The sequence below is a fragment of the Streptomyces sp. NPDC048565 genome (assembly GCF_040650935.1).
GTDB lineage: Bacteria > Actinomycetota > Actinomycetes > Streptomycetales > Streptomycetaceae > Streptomyces.
Map to the genome: position 1 here is coordinate 192,129 of NZ_JBEZIH010000002.1, position 17,614 is coordinate 209,742.

Here is a 17,614-nt window from a genome sequence, read left to right on the forward strand (position 1 = left end):
CGTGCGCCGGCGCATCATCATCGTCACCGCTGTGCATCCTCCGTCCGCGCCGTTCCTGGCCGACGCCTACAAGTCCCTCTGCGAGCAGGAGCTCCCGGACGGATGGGAATGGCACTGGCTCATCCAGGAGGACGGGCGGACCGAAGAGGTCGCCCCTCACGTCCCCGACGACCAGCGCATCACCTTCCGGCAGGGGCGATCGGGTGGCCCTGGCGTCGCCCGGACGATGGCGCTCGCGCATGCGGACGGCGAGTACATCAAGATCCTTGACGCGGATGACCAGCTGCCCGCCGGTGCGCTGGCGCGGGACCTGGCCGCACTCGAAGCCGACCCCGGCATCGGGTGGGCCACCTCGCGCGTACTGGACCTGCTGCCCGACGGCTCGACGGCAGGGTTCCCGGGTGACCCGGAGGCCGGCGCGATCGAGCGAGGAGCCGTACTCGACTTCTGGAAGGCGAACGGGTTCCGGGCGCAGGTGCATCCCGCGACCCTGTTCGCCCGCCGCGGTCTGCTCCTGGCGCTCGGTGGCTGGATGGCCCTGCCGGCATCGGAGGACACGGGCCTGCTCCTGGCGTTGAACGCGACCAGCCGCGGATGGTTCTCGCCCGAGGTGGGGCTCCTGTACCGGAAGTGGCCAGGCCAGGCCACCAGCCAGGCCGAGCACACCGCGGTGGGCGAACGCGACGCACGCATGGCGGTCGTCGAGGCGCGGGCCCGTGAGCTTGGCCACCTGGGGTGGGGTTACCCGACCACGGACATCTCGTAGACGATCTCGCAGCATGCGACAGGCGCCGTGATGTCAGTCCCTGAGCTCCGTTCCGGTGCCACGCATCCGTGGGCAGGTCGAGGCCGGAACGGATAAGGGCCCCCATCGCGGCAGCGTGAGGCGACGTACGCCGATGCATCGCCACACGGCCCACGACCGCCCGGGGGACAGCGGCGCCTCCCCCGACGCCGCCCGCGGCCCGCCTCCCGACGGAGAGCCGGGCCCGCGCCATGTCAGGGGAGGGTCTCCGCATCGACGCGAGAAAAGATCAGGTCGCTCTCCTCGACCACGGGTCCTCGCCAACGAACCGGCACGACCGACTCGTCACGCAGCATCTTCGGATAACTGCCCGGTGAGTAGTCATTGGCCAGGCGATAGGTGTGGAAGCCGTGCCGGCTCATGGTCGCCAGCAGCTCTTCGACGGAATCCCCGAGTTGGGCCATGCGGGACGGAGTGACCTCCACTGTGATTTCCGCATCCGGCCGCAGCCTGTCGAGCAACGGAGCCAGCCCCCGGACGACACCGCCCTCGGCGCCCTCCACGTCGATCTTGATCACGCGAGCACGGGCGATCTCCGACGGTTCGAGTGCCTCGGCCAGAGGGACGGCCTCGATCTCGAACGTCGACTCCGCGGGCCCGCTGTACGGGACGATGCTGTTCGCCCCCATGTTCGCTGAGCTGGCCAGTACGAAGGTCAGAGTCTTACGCTCGTCATCGACGGCGAGATTCACGGCGCGGACATTTCCGTTTCCGTTTCCGCCTCCGTTCAGTCGGACCTGCTGCAAGAGCCGTCGATGGAAGACGGACGACGCCTCGATGGCCACCACCCGGCCTTCCTCGCCGACGAGTTGTGCGGCGAGCATGCTGAAGTACCCGACATTGGCACCGACATCGACGAACGTGTCGCCGTGACGAAGCCTCCGCCGCAGCCAGCGGGACATGTTGGGCTCCCACACGCCGAACATGTAGATGTAGCGCTGGATGAGGTCCTGCGTATCGACGGCGAACTTCGCCCCGTAAACGGTGTCGACCACGCGCCGGCGGGGGTTGTCTCGGAGTAGCGGGTTCAGGCAGCGGGCAGCGATCGAAGCCGTACCGACCGAGCCAGGGGCACGGCGCACGTAGCCGCGCCCCAAGGTGATCAGCGCCTCTACCAGGGGATTCGCCATCGCCTCGCCTCTCCGCAGTGCGCCCGAGGACCGTAGCGCCCGGGGCCAGTTGCCTCCATGGTCCACTACCGTCCGTCCCCCGATCTCAGGGCGAAGAATGGTTCAGCTGCCGGAGCAGGCGTTCACGGCGGCAGATTTGCGACCCAATTTCTGGTGGAGCCACTCCGGCCGGCTGCCTCACCTCGTACGATCACCCAGTCATTCTCAAGAGTCGTACCAGGAGGACGAGTTGGGACCCGGCGAGCAGCTCGTCACGATCGCGGCCGTTCTGTTAGGCGCGCTGACCACGCACCTGACCACCTTCATCATGGAACGGAGCCGCAACAAGTACGCGCTGCTCACGCGGTGGGACGACAGGAAGATCGACGCCTACGAGGGCTACGTCGACCGGGTCAGGGCCGGCATCTTCCTGGCCGTGCAGCTCTACGAGCACAGGGAAGGCCTCCGTCCGAGCGGCAAGCCCGAGAGCGACCTGCACGAGGAGCTGAGGGAAGCCGCCCGCCTTCGAGGGCGAGCCTTCGAGCGGGTCATGCTCCTGGGCGGCGACTCCGTCGTGGAGGCGGGGCACGAGCTGAACGCCGAGGCGCTCGCGATCGACTGGCAGGCTGACGGCCGGACCGGCGGCACCTTGGACGAGTGGCGAACGCGGCACCGAGCAGCTTTCCGTCAGATCAACGAGTTCCACGAGGCCGCCCGGATAGACCTCGGCGTGCAGGCCAGCGTCAAGGGCGAGAAGCATCGCCAGCGAGACCTGGTGCTCCCGTCATCGCGTAGGGATGGCGACACGGCGGGCACCTCAGGCGCCTGAGGCTGTGTGGCGCGGTGCGGGGAAGTGAGAGACTCGCACGGTCTGTGTGCCGCTGGCGGAGCCGAATCTGTGGCCGGCGGGCAGGCCCGTGGCCATCCTCCGGCCGGGAGCGCCCAGCAGGTTCGGCGAACCGGTACGCTGTAGGCGCTCCGCAGCAGGTAGGCGGGGCGAGGGTGGGTTGCCCGAGCGGCCTAAGGGAACGGTCTTGAAAACCGTCGTCGCAGCGATGTGACCGTGGGTTCAAATCCCACACCCACCGCAGGCGAGAGGCCCCCGACCAGTACGTATGGTCGGGGGCCTCTGCCATGTCTACTCCCTGCCGTACACCGCTGTTACCCCTGGTTTCCCGCTCTGTCGGGCACGGAAGGGGCACGCGGGGGGCACGGCTGGACCACGGCTTTGGAGCTGCCGGGGCCGCTCGTCAGCGGTTGATCGGGATCTCGTAGACGATCTCGCAGTGCGCTGCGGGCACCACGATGTCCGCTGTCTCCACGGGACGGCCGTCGTCGCTGTAGTACGTCCGCCGGATGTGCGTCACGAGCGCGGCTTTCTGGATGCCGAGCAGTGATGCTTCCTCGGCGGTCGCGTGCCTGGGTTCGGGCTGCTCCACCGCGTGGCTGATGGTGACTCCGATCTCGGCCATGCGGTTCACGACCCCGGCCCCCGCGTGGGGCCCTCCCTCGGGGAGAACGACGAGGGTTCCGCCGGTGATGGCGTATGGCTCCCAACTCGTCGACAGCTGGACTGGCTTCCCGTCCGCCAGGAACTCGTACGTCGTCCGGACGCACGGCTCGCCTTCGGCGATCCCGAGCCGCGTCGCGATCTCCGCCGGGGCCGGCACCTTCGCGTCGGTCCGGCTCTCCCAGTCGCTCTGTAGACGAAGGGCCTTCATGTCCTGGCGGAACGGGGATCCACTGGGCTGCTCGCGTGCCGACGACCGAACGACTCTCACGCGCTCCCGGGGCTCGGCGACGTAGGTCCCCGATCCGGCCCGGCCTTCCAACACGCCTTGGGAGATCAGCAACTCCTGTGCCCTGCGCACCACGTTCTCGCCCACGCCGAACTCCTGGCCGATCTGGGCGCGGGACGGGAGGCGGTCACCCGGTTCCCAGACGTGCTCCGCGATGCGCTGCCGGAGTTCGTCGGCGATGCGGAGGTACGGCGGTTGCTCAGACATATGGAAAATCTAGTCCACTAGCTCTAATCTAGTTAACTAGCTTCACTGAAAGTGATCGCTGGCAATGGAGGGTGTGCTGTGTCCGCTTCGGAAGTGACCGCGGCGGCTATCGCCGCCCGCTTGTCTGCCGCTGGCCTCCGCCCGCGCGTGGAGGAGCACACCCGGTTCACGACGGTCGAGGCAGAAGTACCGGACACGCTCACCGCCGACTCATGGCGGGAGGTCCTGGACGCGGTGGCCGATGCCGATCGATTCGGGCTCGTGGCCACCAGCTTGAACGGCCGCACTTTATGGGCGGGCGTACGTAAAACGGTCCCCACGACAGGCGACGTCGGGGGACCGGGCTATCAGCGATAGGAGCTGAACAGCATGCTCAACCGTATCCGCCACGCCATCTCGCGCACCAGAGTGCGGTGCTTCCCTAACGGCCGCCACCGCCGCCTCTTAACGCCCTCCCGGCCGCTGGTCCCTCTCACCTGCCCCGCGCCCGCTGACGCTTCGACCGTCGCCCTGGGACGGACTCCGGCTGGCACAGTCCACCGATACCCGCTGAGGGGAGAGGACGTCGCGCTTGTCCGTCCGTACCTGCTGGCCTGGGAAGAGCAGCGTGCACGGACGCGCTCAGTGTTCGTCGCCCCGCACCTGCCGGCCGACGCATGGTCGGCCCTCGCGGGGGCCCACTGATGCCTCCTCGCCGAGAACCGCACCCGACGGGCACGGCTTCCGTCCCCTACCGCTCGATCGCCTGCTGGATTGGCACACACCACTCCTGCATCGAGCCGACCCCGCCTGCGGCGACGGACGACGTACCGGTGATCTACGAGGTGTGCGTCTGCCCGTGCCACTCGACCGCGGACCCGTCCGTGCCCGTGAAGGTAATGGCATGAGGGCCCCGGACCCCGGCGGGGCACTGGTTTACCCCGTCGAAGTCGCTGCGGTCACCGTGCAACAGGGCGACATCATCCAACTCGGCGGTCAGGCCTGCCGAGTGAGAGACCTCTACCAGCTTCCTCAGGGGGCCAAGCAACTGGTCTTCGAGTCGGGCGAACTGCTGGCCATACACGCCCGCACCCGGCTCACCGCCCTGCGACTGCTGAGAAGGCGGTGACCCGCTCCGTGCACCGACGCCATCACGACATCGCCGACGACCTACGCCACCAGATCACAACGGGCAGCATCAAGCCTGGCGAACGCCTCCCGTCCGAAGCCGGCCTGGCCGCCCGGTACAGGGTCAGCACGGTGACCCTGCGACGCGCTCTCGCCGTGCTCCAGGGCGAAGGACTCGTCGAGAAGATCCACGGCAAGGGGAACTACGTCCGTCACCCGCGCCGCAAGATCATGTACGTCGGCGGCTGGGGCACGCTGGACCCCTGGACCGCGGCTGAGCCAACGTTGCGCATCACGGTTCGCAGCACCACGGTTCCGGCCTCCGTGCAGCTGACGACGTTGCTGAAGGTGCCAACGGGCAGCCCCCTCGCGGAGTACACCTGCCTCAGCCTCGAACACGGGTCACCGCACGGGCTGGCCCGCATCTACATCCCGCGCGACCTGGCCCCGGCCGGAGCCCTCGACGACGACTCCGTATGCCGGGAGGCAGCCACGCGATTCGCCGTCCTCGGCCCGTCGCCGGCCATCATTCGAGAGACGGTCTCCGCCCGCTCCCCCACCCCAGACGAAGCGTCGGCCCTCCGCATCGGAAACAACATGGCCGTGCTCGCGATCACGCGCATCGCCACCGACACCACCGACCGCGTCGTTGAAGCCGCACTCCTGGCCTTTCCAGGAGACCGAGTCGACGCCGTCTTCACCGCCCACCACATGCTCAACGAGAGGCCAACCCAAGGATGACAACACCGAACGAACTTCGACTCCTCCCGTGGTCGGGCCCGGGGGACAAGCCTTGCTACCTGAGCACGGACGACCCGGACGGCTACATGTCCCGCCTCGCGGACAGCATCGAAGCGATCCAACTCGGTACGGCGAGCGAACTGTTGGCAGAAGCCTCAGAGGCTCTCGACAGCCAGGGGACGTCACTCGACGACATGCGGTGTCTGGTCAAAGAGCTGACCGGGGCTCTGCGGGACGTCTACCGCGTCGCAACGAGCCGCGGCCACCTCTGAGCAACGCGCAATCCTCGTGAGCCCACCTGTTGATCTACGGTCCCCCGACCAGCACGGCAATGGAAGCCCATGGCTCTGACCAGATCAGACGCCATGGGCTTCTGGCTTGCCGGCTGATTTTCGTCAACCTTGGACGGCCTGAGGACTGCTTCGTCCCGAAGCAACCTGGGTGGGGGCACTGCCGTGGGCCGAGGTGCTCTTTACCTGGGCTGATGGTCCGCAGGCGTCCAGGGTTGTGCGCTGAAGTTCGCCGACGTTGTCACGCAGTTAGACACTCACCAATGAGATGTCCGACGACCCCAGCGTCCACGTCTGCTTCGGTCGCGCTCGCCTACCTCTCGGGCGAACCGCAGCGTCCGCAAGGCCGATACCCCACCTCCTGTGCGTCGCCCAGTAGCATCCAACTGGCATCGCTCAACTGGCGTCCTTCGCCCACGATGAGTCCACACTGCTCGTCGCCGTGAAACACTTCCCGGCTTCCTGGAGCGCTAGCACGGACCAGCACCGCAGGCTCGCTGGAGCGGTTGATGCCCTCATCGGCATAGCACTCCTGCATCCACCAAGCCGCGTCCTCTTGGCCAAACCCATCCGGGTAAGGCAGTTCCCTTCCGCGCACCTCTGTCCCCAGCTCTCTGCTCGACCCCAGTACTACGACAGCGGATGAGGCAGGTGCACCTCACGTCGCCCCCGGAGTTGGCGCTTTCAGCGGAACTCGGTACAGCAGTTCTCGACGCACTGCTACAGACGTCCGACTTCGTTAAGGTCCGGGCAGTAATGCTAGAGACACACGGCTCCGGAGGGCTCTTGGTTCTCAGTAAATGCAGCAGCTCGGAGGCTCGCGCACGATTGCTGGGGCGAAGCCCGTCCACGGATGGTCCACGATTTCTCAGCGCCTAGCGGAGCGGGCGATGCGCTCTGGGCCTCTGCCACCATGAGCAACGCTGCGGATCACTAGCAGTTCGCAGCCCTCGTCGGTGGGCACCCAGTCGGCCGGGCGCTCCCCGGTGAAGCGGTACCGGACGCCGTGACCTTCGCCCGCACAGCCCAGAGCTGATGGTCGCGCTGCTCCCAGGCATGCAGGGACTCGACTGCAGCGAACAGACCGCGCCGGCCTGTCTCAGGAGTCGCCGTTCCCGCCAGCCTGAAGGCCGAGGGTGATGCATGGCGGGCCCTGCCTCTCGTAAACTATCTGATACAAGCTCAAAACTCGATGACTGAAGAGGTTTCATGACCAACACCACTCCGGCGCAGGTTCAACGCGTGGCGACGACCGCGAACGTCGTCTGGGACACCGCGGACAAGTTCCTGCGTAACGTCGTCGAGGAGACAGAGTACGGCGACTACATCCTGCCGTTCACGGTGCTGCGCCGCCTGGAGTGCTTGCTGGCCAATACGAAAACTGAGCTCATCAGCGTGGTCAAGACGCTCGTTGACAATGACACGCCAGTGCGGTTCATCGACGCCGAGGTGAAGCGACGGTTCGGGCTCACTTTCTACAACACCTCGCCGCTGAGCATGGCGACCATCGCATCGACCGACGACAACGTCGACAAGTCGCTGCTTGCCTACGTCGCTGGGTTCTCAAACAACATTGCCGATGTCTGGACCTCGTTCGAGTTCCCGCGCTTGGTGAAGAAGCTCGCCGACGCGAACCGGCTTCATCAGGTCGTCCGGCACTTCGCGGGGCTGGATCTGTCGGCAGCGGCGATGCCGAACACCGCCATGGGTGACCTCTTCGAGAACGTCATGTACCGCGCTTTCGACAAGAAGGGGAAGGCCGCCGGTGGCTTCTACACGCCTCGTGACGCCATTCACCTTATGGTCGATCTGCTCTTCGCCTCCGATGAGGAATCACTGGCGGGCCGCAGCACGACGCGCTCGATCTATGACCCAACTGCGGGCTCGGGTGGCATGCTACTCGTCGCGCAGGAGCACCTCGCGGCGCTCAACCCTGACATCGAGGTCAACCTCTTCGGCCAGGAAATGATGGACAGTTCCTACGCGCTGGGCAAGGCGGACCTCCTCATCCAGGGCGGACTGCCCGACGCGATCCGCAAGGGGGACACGCTTCTTGAGGACAAGTACGAGGACCGGCAGTTCGACTACGTGCTCTCGAACCCCCCATTCGGCACCGACTGGGAGGTGCAGCAGGAATCGGTCATCAAGCAGTCGAATGTGGAGGGCTCGCGCTTCTCTCACGGTTTGCCGGGCAAGAGCGACGGCCAAATGCTCTTCCTCGCACACTGCGCGTCGAAGCTCGCCCCCGCCGGCAAAGCCGGTAACGGCGGCCGGGCCGCGGTGGTCTCGAACGCCTCGCCGCTGTTCAACAGTGACAACGGCCCGACCTCGATCCGGCAATGGCTTTTCGACGCGGACCTCATCGACGCGATCATCCAGCTTCCAAATGACATGTTCTACGGCACCGGTATCGCGACGTACGTGTGGCTTCTCGACACGAACAAGGAACGTGGCCGCCGGGGCAAAATCCAGCTCATCGACGCATCGGCTCTGTGGGAGTTGCGCAAGCCGATGGGCTTCAAGCGCCGCGAGATGACTGAGAAGAAGCGCCGGGCCGTGCACGAGGCATACAAGGCCTTCGAGGACGCGGACCCGGCGATCTCGCGCGTCATGGTCAAGGAGGAATTCATGTTCCGCGACGTGCCGGTGTACAAGCAGGCGCGGCTCGCCACGCGGTTCTCGCAGGAGGCGCTCGACCTGGTCTCCGAGCACAAGTTCTTTGCCGAGGGGTACGGCGAGATCATGGAGAAGCTCGACGGCTCACCGTGGAACGATCTGCCGGACGCGTTCAAGAGCATGTGCAAGGCCCAGGCCCTCAAGGCTCCAGTCGGGTTGATCGACGCCGTGTGCGCTGCGATGGGTGTGCAGGACGACAGTGCGCCGCTGGCCGTCGACCGCAAGGGCCAGCCGGTACTGCTCGATGGATGGAAGATCACTGAGCGCGTGCCGATGAGCGAGGATCTTGATGAGCACATGAGGCATAAGGTGCTGCCATTTGCCGAGGGCGCGACCTGGGACGAAGGCAAGGCCAAGGAGGGCAACGAGATCCCGTTCACCCGGATCTTCTACGTCCCGGAGGAGCCACGGGCGCTCGAGGACATCGATACCGACGTCGCACGCCTCATGCGTGAGCTGGCCGTGATGTTCGAGGCGGTGCACAAGGATGCGTAAGACAGCGCCGCTGTGGCGATACGCCGATATCCGTACATCGAACGTCGACAAGAAGACGAAGGATGGCGAGCAGGCCATCCGGCTTGTGAACTACACGGACGTCTACTACAACCAGTGGATCACGCCTGAGCTCGAGCTCATGGCCGCGACCGCGCCTGATGACCACATCAGTCGCTTCGGCGTCCTTCCTGGTGATCTGATCATCACCAAGGACTCGGAATCACCGGATGACATCGGCGTTCCCGCGCTCGTCACCAAGTCCGATTCGGACATGGTGTGTGCCTATCACTTGTCGCTACTTCGACCTGATCCCGTGCAGGCTGATCCACGGTTCATCTACTGGCTCCTCGAGTCGAACTACGCCAAGGGGTACTGGCTGAACAACTCGTTCGGGGTGACGCGGTACTCGCTGCTGACGCGAACGATCGCTAGCCTTCCTGTGCCTGGCTACAACCTCGACGAGCAGAAGCGCATCGCTGACTACCTCGACCGCGAGGCAGGCGAGATCGACGCGATGATCGCGAAGCTCGACGAACTGACGGGGACATTGCGGTTTCGTCTCGCCGAGGTTTCGACGCGATCAGTCTTCGGGCTTGACGCTGGAAACCGACGTCGTTTGGTCGACGCAAGCTCTCCGTTGGTCGGTACGCCCGAGCACTGGGATCACACGAGGTTCGGCTACGACTTCACCGAGAGTACCGAGCGGAATGGCGACAACCCGCCTGGCCCCCTGCTGTCGATCTCGGAGTACCGAGGCGTCGAGCTCAACACCCGTAGCGACGGGCAGCAGGCTTCGTCGGATGTGTCGAAATACCGAGTCGTGCGGCCCGGTCAGCTGGCGGCAAACATGATGTGGCTCAACCACGGAGGCCTCGGAGTGTCGTCCTTGACCGGCTATATCAGCCCGGACTACAAGTCGTTCTGGATCTCTGATCGGTTTGATCCGCGGTATGTGCACTATCTCTTCCGCAGTTCGCGGTACGTCGACTATTTCGCGGCGATCAGCACTGGCGTTCGTCCGAACGCGAAGCGCGTGACCAAAACCGTTCTAGACGCGACACCGGTGCCGGTGCCCTCTCTCGACGAGCAGAAGCGCATCGCTGACCACCTCGATGAGGTCACCGGTCGCATTGACCAGATGCTCGCGAAGATCACGGATCTCAAGAACCTCCTCCTCAAGCGCCGTGCTGTGCTCATCACCGATGTCGTCACGGGGCGGAAGGACGTCTCATGAGTGCTGATCATCAGTTGCTGGAGCGCGAGTTCGAAGAGAACATCTGCAAGGCACTCGGTAAGCGCGGTTGGATCTATAAGGACGCGGGCAAAACAAGCGCCGCGGGCTGGGACGTCGCACGTGCGATCATTCCTGGCGACGTGCTCGACTGGCTCGCCACACAGTATCCGGACGAGTACGAGAAGGCCGTACCGTCGGACCTCGTGAACGGCGCCCTCGAGCTCGCGCAGAAAAAGCTGCTCGACCACGTCCTCAAGGAGCTCGGCAAGCCCACGAAGATGGACTCGATCAGCGGCCACCCGATGGGCGGCCTGCTTGGCGTTCTGCGTAAGGGCTTCAGCTACGCGCAGGTTGGGCAGCCGACGGCGAAGTTCGGGCCTCTCATGGCTTTCCCGCCGGCAAACCCACAGCTCACGAGCGTCGTCGACCAGGCGGACGCGGTGAAGCTGCGCGTGCTGCGTCAGGTGCGCTTTGACACGAAGACCACAGAGACGATCGACGTCGTGCTAACGGCCAACGGCCTGCCGATCGTGACTCTCGAGTTGAAGACCGACAACACGCAGACCGTGAACGACGCCATCACGCAGTACAAGGCCGATCGGGTGCCGGGGCCGACGCGAGCGCTGCTCGCTCCCGGGCGCGCCCTCGTCCATTTCGCGGTGTCGAACGACCACGTGTTCATGACGACGAAGCTCGCCGGTGCTGACACGGTGTTTCTCCCGTTCAACCAGGGCGACGACGGCCACGAGGGCAACCCATCCTCACCGACGGGTTCGGCGACGGACTACCTGTGGCGGGCAATCCTCGCGCGGCCGATGTTCATGCGCATTGTCAAGGACTTCGCGCTCTACGAGCCCGGCCGCTCGAAGAAGAAGAGCGGGCGGCTCGTTTTCCCCCGCTTTCACCAACTGCGTGCTGTCGAGCGCATCGTCACCGACATCGAGACGCAAGGGCCGGGTGGCCGGTACCTCGTGTGGCACTCGGCCGGCTCGGGTAAGACGAAGACGATCTCCTGGCTCTCGCACCGGCTCATCCGGCACATGGGTGCTGACGCGACCTCTACGTTCGACTCGGTCATCGTCGTCACCGACCGGACCGTGCTCGACGAGAACGTGCGTGAGGACATGAAGCTGGTGCAGTCGAGCGCCGGCCTCGTGGTGAACATCGGCGCGGTCTCCGGTGCGAAGTCGGCGCAGGTAAAGGATGCCCTCATCGAGGGCGGGCACATCATCACGTGCACGCTGCAGACCTTCCCGCACGTAATGAAGCTTATTGAGGGCACTGACCAGCTGCGAGGCCGACGCTGGGCGATCGTGGCCGATGAGGCGCACTCCTCGCAGACTGGCAGCTCTGCGCGTGCGCTCAAGAGCCTCCTCGTCGACGTCGAACTCGATGACGATGAGGAGATCAGCGCCGACGACCTGTTGGCCGCGACGGACTCGGCGATCGCAAAGAGCGCAAACATCACCTTCGTTGCGCTCACCGCCACCCCGAAGGCGAAGACACTACGGCTGTTCGGGACCAAGGTCGATGGCGAGGACCGGTGGCAGGCCTTCGACAATTACACGATGGCCCAGGCCGTCGAAGAGGGCTTCATTCTCGACGTTCTCACGAACTACTCGACGTACGACATGTTCCTTCGGGTCAAGAGTGCACTCGACGAGGACGACGAGACTGAGGTGGAGACCCGCCGGGCGGTCAAGGGCATCGTCCGCTTCGCGCAGCTGCACCCGACGGCGATCGCGCAGAAGGTCCAGGTCGTGGTCGAGCACTTCCGCCGGAACGTTGCCGGGCTGCTCGATGGGCAGGCTCGTGCGATGGTCGTGACGTCAGGACGCAAGGATGCCGTGCTGTGGTCGGAGAAGATGAACGCCTACATCGCCGCCCGCGGGTACGACCAAGAGTTCAAAACGCTTGTGGCTTTCTCCGGCACAGTGGAGAACGATGCTGGAAAGGACGTCACCGAGGTCTCGATGAACGGCGTGAGTGACGTCGCCACAGCCTTCCGTGAGGAGGACGAGTACAAGGTCCTCATCGTCGCGAACAAGTTCCAGACGGGCTTCGACGAACCGCGGCTCATGGCCATGTACGTTGACAAGGTACTCACTGACATCGCGACGGTTCAGACGCTCTCGCGCCTGAACCGGATCTACCCGGGCAAGTCGGCCCCGATGGTTGTGGACTTCGTCAACAGCCCTGAGAGCGTCCAGCGCGACTTCGAGCGGTACTACACGGATGCCCATGTCGCCGACGAGGTGGACGCGAACGCACTCATCGAACTCGCCGAGCGCCTCGATGCGTCTGGGCTTTACACCGAGGCGCAGCTGCGTGCTGTCTCCGAGGCGTACCTCAACCAGCAAGGCGGCGAGGCGATCCAGGCTGCGCTCAGCCCAATCAAGCATGCGTGGACGCGCGAGCTGCAGAAGGCGAAGTTCACGCATGACAAGGAGCGCTACGAGGAGCTCAAGCAGTTCCGGTCCGACGTCATCAGCTACCGCAACGCCTGGCAGTTCCTCTCGCAGATCGTCGACTACCAGGACGAGGACCTGAGGCTGCGCGCGGTGCTCATGACGCTGCTGGCGCGTCATCTCCACCTCACACCCGAGACCTACGACGACAGCTATATGGAGGTCGTCCAGCTCGGCGGCGTGAAGCTCGTACCGGACAAGGTGAATGAGAACTACGCACTGTCGCCGGGTGGCGAGAGTCAGACTCTCGATCTGCCGACCTTCGGTACGCATGACCACAGTGAGGGGGCGAAGCCCCGTGGGCCGCTCGAGGAGGCGATAAGCAAGGTCAACGAACTCTTTAGCGCGCGAGGCGTCGACGCGAATCCGGCGAGCGTAGCCGGGTTCATCACTGCGTACTGGGGCTACCTCGATGCGGACGAGGAGGCAGTGGCGATGGCCAAGAGCAACACCGTCGAGCAACTTGATGCGTCGGCGAAATTCTCGGACGCTGCCGAGTATGCCGCGTTCCAGGCCTTTCAAGACGCCGGTGAGATCAAGAAGGCGTTGGCTGATGCCGACGTCATGGACAAGCTCATCTCAATCAGTGCTGAGATGATGCACGCGGAGCACCATGGCAAGGTCAATGACGGTGAGACAGTCTGAGGAGCCGATGGCCGGGATCGCTCAGCGGATCCGAATGGCGCGTAACGCGCTTGGCTGGTCTCAGGAGGAAACAGCGGCGCGCGCCGAGGTGTCGCGGCCCACGATCGCGCGCATCGAGCGGGGAGATGATGTGTCCACGGCGACCCTCGTCAAGGTTGTTTCGGCCCTTGGGCTGACTGTCGAGGTCGCCGAGGCGGGTCAGGCGGCGGCCACCAGGAGGGCAGCCGAACCGTGATAGCTGCCGAGGTACATCTCCCCGGCTGGGGCGGGCATCGTCTGCTTCTTCCCGGAGAAGGGAAGGAGCGTCGTGGCCCGCGCGCCGCTCGCCAGTTGCGCCAAGGCCGCGTTGACCGCCTTGCGCTGGTCGGGACGGGCAGTGAACACATCCCCGTTCATCGTGCCTCCCGCGCCGTGGGCTTCGCGGTGCGGGAGGCAGGTGCAGCCGTGGCGTGCTCGCCCTGGTCGCCGTAAGCGATGGGCAGAGCCGGCACCGCCTGGGCGATCCTGGTGATGCAGGCCCGGTGCCAGGACGCGGGGAACTCGAAGCCGGGATTCGCGTCGTGGTGTTCCTCGTCCGTGCGGTAGGCGACCGCTCCCGGCTCCGGGATGTCCGTCAGCTGCTCGATGCAGCCGGAGACGGACTGCGCGGTGTGCTGTCGGGGCCGGTTCCCAGGGCGCCGCACTCGGGACAGGCCGGCGCGTCGCTGGCCATGCAGCGCACCTTATTGGAGAGCGGCCGCGACTTCACCTTGGAGTGAGGCTGGCCATCGGAGGTCGAACCTTAGCCCACGACAGTCAGCCACGATGGCGGCTGAGCTAGCTGACTAAGCACGCGTGTACCTCGCTGTACCCCCACCGGCCTCAACCACGCTGCCATGCCGTCGACCGGAGCAAGGCGTCCGACGGAAGCATGGCGGTGAGACCTTGGGTGGTGACCTCTTCGTCCCGAAGCAACTTGAGACGGTCGGTGACCGTGGACCGCTCCGCTTGTCAACTGCGTTAATGGTCCGCCAGCGTCCACAGTCGTTCGTGGTTGTGCGACGTGGTTGTCACGCAGTTAGACACTCAGCGCTGCCCCCACAGCCGTGCTGTGCGTGGCGGCTGACGAGCAAAGGAGCTGTGCTCAGCTCGACACTGCCCCACCCGCGAAGCCAACTGCAAGGTCTCCCAGTACGTCACAAAGAGCGCTAGCCCACTGCTTCATCCTGCTCAACTTCGGTTCATCAGCCATGCGGTTCTCCTCGCGTTCGTTCGTCTCCATGCCCTGGTCGTTGTCGTTCAACTTCGATGCCAAGACCTTGCAGATGACGGCCGCGGAGAGGGACAGTGCGAGACTCGGCAATGCCGAGCTCAGCACAGCTCCGAGACCACTTTAGCGCGCGCTGCCCGTAAGCGCCCGTGGGTTCCCCTCCGGTTCCCGGTCTCGCGGACCCGGAGGCCACCTCGTTCCCGTCGCTAAAGAGATCACTTGTGACCGAGCAGCAGGGGCAGTTCAGCCACTCGGTGGCCGATGCAGTGCTGTCGGGGACACCGCTCGGCCGGCCCCGGTGTCGATGACCGCTGAGTGCTCCGGTATCACCACCTCTGAGATGGCTGACCAAGCAGCGAGAGTTAGTTGGGTCAGACCAGGCACGGATTGTGCATGGATCGCGCCACGAGAGCGACTGTGCGTGAGGTTTCGCGGCTGCCAGTCGCCAGACGTACTCCTCCGGCGGCTGTTCAACGGCGGGGCGGCTGCGCGAGCGGTCGACGCAGTCCAGTGTTCCGATTGCCCTCGTGCATGACGAGGGAGAGGACAAGAAGATCAAGTCCCTACACAGGGCGTTTCGGAGGGTCAGCTGGGATGCGCGCGGGGCTTTGGTGCAGGCCCCCTACTTCGTAGAAGACCCCATCTCGCGCAAGTCTGATGACTCCTATTTTATCCAGCTTGCGGACCTGTGCGCTTATGCCGCGTATAGAAGGATTGTGCCGCCAGACGGGAGGTCGGGAGCGGTGTGCAACGAGAAGATGTGGGGGGAACTGGGGTCCAGGGTGTTGGCTGAAGTCTCCACAAGTCGCCCCGACGGGATAGTTCATTGGCCTCGTTGAGGCAAGAAAGAGGCCCTCCGTAAAGGAGGGCCCTGATCGCAGACCTACACCTGTCAAGGAGGACAGGTTCAGCCCGCACCTCGATAGAACTTGATTTGGGAGATCAAGTCAAGTCGGCTGTCGAGTGATTTACGGCCTGCCTCAACCCGCCACTCGCCTCGGCTCCCATCCCGTCCGCCTTCGACCCACACTCCGTGGAGCGGTCGTGGTTCAGGGCGTCAAGGTGGAGCGCGCCACTGTACGAACGACCTTGACGCCCTGGGCCGCGACTGCTCGGCTCTGCCTGGGTCGAAGGTGGTCGGGGTGGGAGCCCCACGACGCTCGCCCTACTCCGGCCGGCACTCGCGAACGGTGCCCTGTCCATCCCGGAGTCTGAGCGCCCCCGCCGGAGGCATCGTCGTGAAGCCGCGGGCTTGGTTCTCGTCTCATGCCCTCGGGCCTATCCAGTTGTGGGCGCGCGTCGGCGGCGGCAGCGCCGAGCGGGCCGGAGGCAGGAGCGCGGGCGCAGCCAGAGCCGGGAAGCGCGCCCGGCGGAGCGGAGCGCAGCCGGGTGCCTTGATGAAGTAGAGAAAGTCTTATCCCGCTGTGATGAGTTGCTTGCCGTCGTGGCTCCGTACGTGAGGGCCGTTGCCGTCCAGGGCGTCTAGGAGACGGACCGCGTAGACCTCGGACATGCGCTCGCTGACCTCGTCGGGTGTGAGCCAGGAGACGGCTGTCGACTCGCTTGATGTGCGCTCGGTGCCGCCGGAGGGCTTGCAGCGGAAGACCAGGGCGACGATGCCTCGGGTCGTGTTCTTGTAGACGCCGGTGAGCTGGTCCACCTCGACGTGGATGCCTGTCTCTTCCCAGACCTCGCGGGCAACGCCTGCCTCGGGTGTCTCGTTGAGTTCGAGGATGCCGCCGGGGAGCTCCCAGGTGCCGTTGTCGGCTCGGCGGATCGCCAGCAGGCGGCCGTCCTCGCGCACCACTACTCCGGCGACGGACACGGAGTGCAGGGGAGTGGGTGCCGCTGCCTGTGGTTGACTCATGTAGAGGAGCATAGGAGGCAGGGAAGGACTATGGGAACTGCGGCGGGAGGGGCCGGTTCCGGTCCTCGGTATGTGCAGATCGCTGATGACCTCGTGCAGCAGATCCGGGCGGGGGTTCTCAAGGCCGGCGACATGGTGCCGAGCGAATCCGAGCTGGTGGACCGCTACGGCGTCTCCGGCGGGACGATCCGCAAGGCCATGGTCGAGGTACGGGCGAGCGGGCTCGTCGAGACCAGGCACGGCAAGGGCTCGATCGTGAAGAACCGGCCCCCCGTACGGCACCGCTCCTCCGATCGCTTCCGGCGTTCGCTCCGGCAAGGGGGCCAGGCCGCCTACCTCGCGGAGTCCGCACAGTCCGGCGCCACCGCCAAAGTCAGCGTCCTCTACATCGGTCCTATGGACGCGCCCGAAGACGCCGCCGAGCGCCTAGGCGTTCCCGCCGGTACGCAGGTGTTGGCCCGCCGGCGCCTCTACTTCCGCAACGGCACCCCGGTGGAAACGGCCTCGTCGTACCTGCCCTGGGACGTGGTGAAGGAGATCCCCGAGCTGTTTGCCGAGAACCCCGGTGGCGGTGGCATCTACGCCCGACTCGAAGACCACGGGCATGAGTTCGCGGAGTTCATCGAGACGCTGCAAGCGCGCCCGGCCTCGAAGTCGGAGGCGTCGGAACTGGCGCTCAGCCCTGGCGCGCCCGTGGTTCACCTGATCCGGGAGGCCCGTACGACCGCGGGTCGGGTGGTCGAGGTGTGCGACACGCTCATGGCTGCTGACCAGTTCGTTTTCGAGTACCGGATCCCTGCCGACGACTGACGTCCGCTCAACTTCCCTCAACCCGTCGCGAGTTCTTCTTCGCGGCGGGTTGACTCATGTACAGGAGTCATGCACTCTTCTTCATGCCACTCATGTACATGAGTGGCGGAGT

17 protein-coding genes and 1 tRNA gene are annotated in these 17,614 nt (G+C 65.3%); 13 read left to right on the forward strand and 5 right to left on the reverse strand.

The window, feature by feature from the left end:
• The first annotated feature begins 1 nt into the window (after window position 1).
• On the forward strand, window positions 2-766 hold the full coding sequence (locus AB0C75_RS02990; protein WP_362886459.1) for a glycosyltransferase: 765 nt from the start codon (window positions 2-4) through the stop codon (window positions 764-766).
• Window positions 767-999: 233 nt separating this feature from the next.
• On the opposite strand, the gene AB0C75_RS02995 is transcribed toward AB0C75_RS02990, so the two are convergent.
• Complete coding sequence (locus AB0C75_RS02995) at window positions 1,000-1,935, reverse strand: FkbM family methyltransferase (protein ID WP_362886461.1); 936 nt, start codon at window positions 1,933-1,935, stop codon at window positions 1,000-1,002.
• Window positions 1,936-2,164: 229 nt separating this feature from the next.
• Here AB0C75_RS02995 and AB0C75_RS03000 point away from each other — a divergent pair, with 229 nt between their 5' ends.
• Both AB0C75_RS03000 and AB0C75_RS03005 read left to right on the forward strand, forming a co-directional pair.
• A complete protein-coding gene (locus tag AB0C75_RS03000; protein WP_362886463.1) occupies window positions 2,165-2,743 on the forward strand; it encodes a hypothetical protein in 579 nt (192 codons plus the stop codon).
• Window positions 2,744-2,915: 172 nt separating this feature from the next.
• A tRNA-Ser gene (locus AB0C75_RS03005) sits at window positions 2,916-3,002 on the forward strand.
• 162 nt (window positions 3,003-3,164) lie between these two features.
• Here AB0C75_RS03005 and AB0C75_RS03010 read toward each other — a convergent pair.
• Window positions 3,165-3,920 (reverse strand): GntR family transcriptional regulator, encoded by a 756-nt coding sequence (locus tag AB0C75_RS03010; protein ID WP_362886465.1) that lies wholly within the window; start codon window positions 3,918-3,920, stop codon window positions 3,165-3,167.
• Window positions 3,921-3,998: 78 nt separating this feature from the next.
• On the opposite strand from AB0C75_RS03010, the gene AB0C75_RS03015 reads away from it, so the two are divergent.
• The 8 genes from AB0C75_RS03015 (at window position 3,999) to AB0C75_RS03050 (ending at window position 13,811) form a co-directional block, all read left to right on the forward strand.
• Complete coding sequence (locus tag AB0C75_RS03015; RefSeq protein WP_362886467.1) at window positions 3,999-4,277, forward strand: hypothetical protein; 279 nt, start codon at window positions 3,999-4,001, stop codon at window positions 4,275-4,277.
• Between the two features lie 526 nt (window positions 4,278-4,803).
• Entirely contained in the window at window positions 4,804-5,028 is a 225-nt protein-coding gene (locus AB0C75_RS03020) for a hypothetical protein (protein WP_362886469.1), read from the forward strand.
• Window positions 5,025-5,768 carry a GntR family transcriptional regulator gene (locus AB0C75_RS03025; protein WP_362886471.1) on the forward strand — a complete coding sequence of 248 codons (744 nt, stop codon included), beginning with the start codon at window positions 5,025-5,027 and terminating at the stop codon, window positions 5,766-5,768. Before AB0C75_RS03020 ends, AB0C75_RS03025 begins: the two co-directional genes overlap by 4 nt.
• Window positions 5,765-6,040, forward strand: coding sequence for a hypothetical protein (locus AB0C75_RS03030; protein ID WP_359955443.1), 276 nt, complete (start codon window positions 5,765-5,767; stop codon window positions 6,038-6,040). Before AB0C75_RS03025 ends, AB0C75_RS03030 begins: the two co-directional genes overlap by 4 nt.
• A 1,227-nt stretch (window positions 6,041-7,267) precedes the next feature.
• Complete coding sequence (locus AB0C75_RS03035; RefSeq protein ID WP_362886473.1) at window positions 7,268-9,229, forward strand: class I SAM-dependent DNA methyltransferase; 1,962 nt, start codon at window positions 7,268-7,270, stop codon at window positions 9,227-9,229.
• On the forward strand, window positions 9,222-10,463 hold the full coding sequence (locus tag AB0C75_RS03040) for a restriction endonuclease subunit S (protein ID WP_362886475.1): 1,242 nt from the start codon (window positions 9,222-9,224) through the stop codon (window positions 10,461-10,463). Before AB0C75_RS03035 ends, AB0C75_RS03040 begins: the two co-directional genes overlap by 8 nt.
• Complete coding sequence (locus tag AB0C75_RS03045; RefSeq protein ID WP_362886477.1) at window positions 10,460-13,576, forward strand: DEAD/DEAH box helicase family protein; 3,117 nt, start codon at window positions 10,460-10,462, stop codon at window positions 13,574-13,576. Before AB0C75_RS03040 ends, AB0C75_RS03045 begins: the two co-directional genes overlap by 4 nt.
• A gap of 7 nt (window positions 13,577-13,583) precedes the next feature.
• Complete coding sequence (locus AB0C75_RS03050; protein WP_362886479.1) at window positions 13,584-13,811, forward strand: helix-turn-helix transcriptional regulator; 228 nt, start codon at window positions 13,584-13,586, stop codon at window positions 13,809-13,811.
• Here AB0C75_RS03050 and AB0C75_RS03055 read toward each other — a convergent pair.
• Window positions 13,775-13,972: a hypothetical protein gene (locus AB0C75_RS03055; protein WP_362886481.1), complete on the reverse strand. Its 198-nt coding sequence runs from the start codon at window positions 13,970-13,972 to the stop codon at window positions 13,775-13,777. The genes AB0C75_RS03050 and AB0C75_RS03055 overlap by 37 nt on opposite strands.
• Complete coding sequence (locus AB0C75_RS03060) at window positions 13,969-14,259, reverse strand: hypothetical protein (RefSeq protein WP_362886482.1); 291 nt, start codon at window positions 14,257-14,259, stop codon at window positions 13,969-13,971. The genes AB0C75_RS03055 and AB0C75_RS03060 overlap by 4 nt, the downstream gene beginning before the upstream one ends.
• A gap of 1,093 nt (window positions 14,260-15,352) precedes the next feature.
• On the opposite strand from AB0C75_RS03060, the gene AB0C75_RS03065 reads away from it, so the two are divergent.
• Window positions 15,353-15,664, forward strand: coding sequence for a DUF3800 domain-containing protein (locus tag AB0C75_RS03065; protein WP_362886484.1), 312 nt, complete (start codon window positions 15,353-15,355; stop codon window positions 15,662-15,664).
• A 575-nt stretch (window positions 15,665-16,239) separates the two neighbouring features.
• Here the strand turns inward: AB0C75_RS03065 and AB0C75_RS03070 are convergent.
• Window positions 16,240-16,704 (reverse strand): NUDIX domain-containing protein, encoded by a 465-nt coding sequence (locus AB0C75_RS03070; protein ID WP_362886486.1) that lies wholly within the window; start codon window positions 16,702-16,704, stop codon window positions 16,240-16,242.
• 18 nt (window positions 16,705-16,722) lie between these two features.
• On the opposite strand from AB0C75_RS03070, the gene AB0C75_RS03075 reads away from it, so the two are divergent.
• On the forward strand, window positions 16,723-17,502 hold the full coding sequence (locus AB0C75_RS03075) for a GntR family transcriptional regulator (RefSeq protein WP_362886488.1): 780 nt from the start codon (window positions 16,723-16,725) through the stop codon (window positions 17,500-17,502).
• Window positions 17,503-17,614: the final 112 nt, after the last annotated feature.

What these genes read in the sequence shown, in the direction of transcription:
- AB0C75_RS03020 (WP_362886469.1), top strand. Translation starts at nt 4,804, where the DNA reads ATGAGGGCCCCGGACCCCGGCGGGGCACTGGTTTACCCCGTCGAAGTC.
- AB0C75_RS03040 (WP_362886475.1), top strand. Translation starts at nt 9,222, where the DNA reads ATGCGTAAGACAGCGCCGCTGTGGCGATACGCCGATATCCGTACATCG.
- AB0C75_RS03035 (WP_362886473.1), top strand. Translation starts at nt 7,268, where the DNA reads ATGACCAACACCACTCCGGCGCAGGTTCAACGCGTGGCGACGACCGCG.
- AB0C75_RS03075 (WP_362886488.1), top strand. Translation starts at nt 16,723, where the DNA reads ATGGGAACTGCGGCGGGAGGGGCCGGTTCCGGTCCTCGGTATGTGCAG.
- AB0C75_RS02995 (WP_362886461.1), bottom strand. Translation starts at nt 1,935, where the DNA reads ATGGCGAATCCCCTGGTAGAGGCGCTGATCACCTTGGGGCGCGGCTAC.
- AB0C75_RS03055 (WP_362886481.1), bottom strand. Translation starts at nt 13,972, where the DNA reads ATGAACGGGGATGTGTTCACTGCCCGTCCCGACCAGCGCAAGGCGGTC.
- AB0C75_RS03010 (WP_362886465.1), bottom strand. Translation starts at nt 3,920, where the DNA reads ATGTCTGAGCAACCGCCGTACCTCCGCATCGCCGACGAACTCCGGCAG.
- AB0C75_RS03070 (WP_362886486.1), bottom strand. Translation starts at nt 16,704, where the DNA reads ATGCTCCTCTACATGAGTCAACCACAGGCAGCGGCACCCACTCCCCTG.
- AB0C75_RS03030 (WP_359955443.1), top strand. Translation starts at nt 5,765, where the DNA reads ATGACAACACCGAACGAACTTCGACTCCTCCCGTGGTCGGGCCCGGGG.
- AB0C75_RS03045 (WP_362886477.1), top strand. Translation starts at nt 10,460, where the DNA reads ATGAGTGCTGATCATCAGTTGCTGGAGCGCGAGTTCGAAGAGAACATC.
- AB0C75_RS03050 (WP_362886479.1), top strand. Translation starts at nt 13,584, where the DNA reads ATGGCCGGGATCGCTCAGCGGATCCGAATGGCGCGTAACGCGCTTGGC.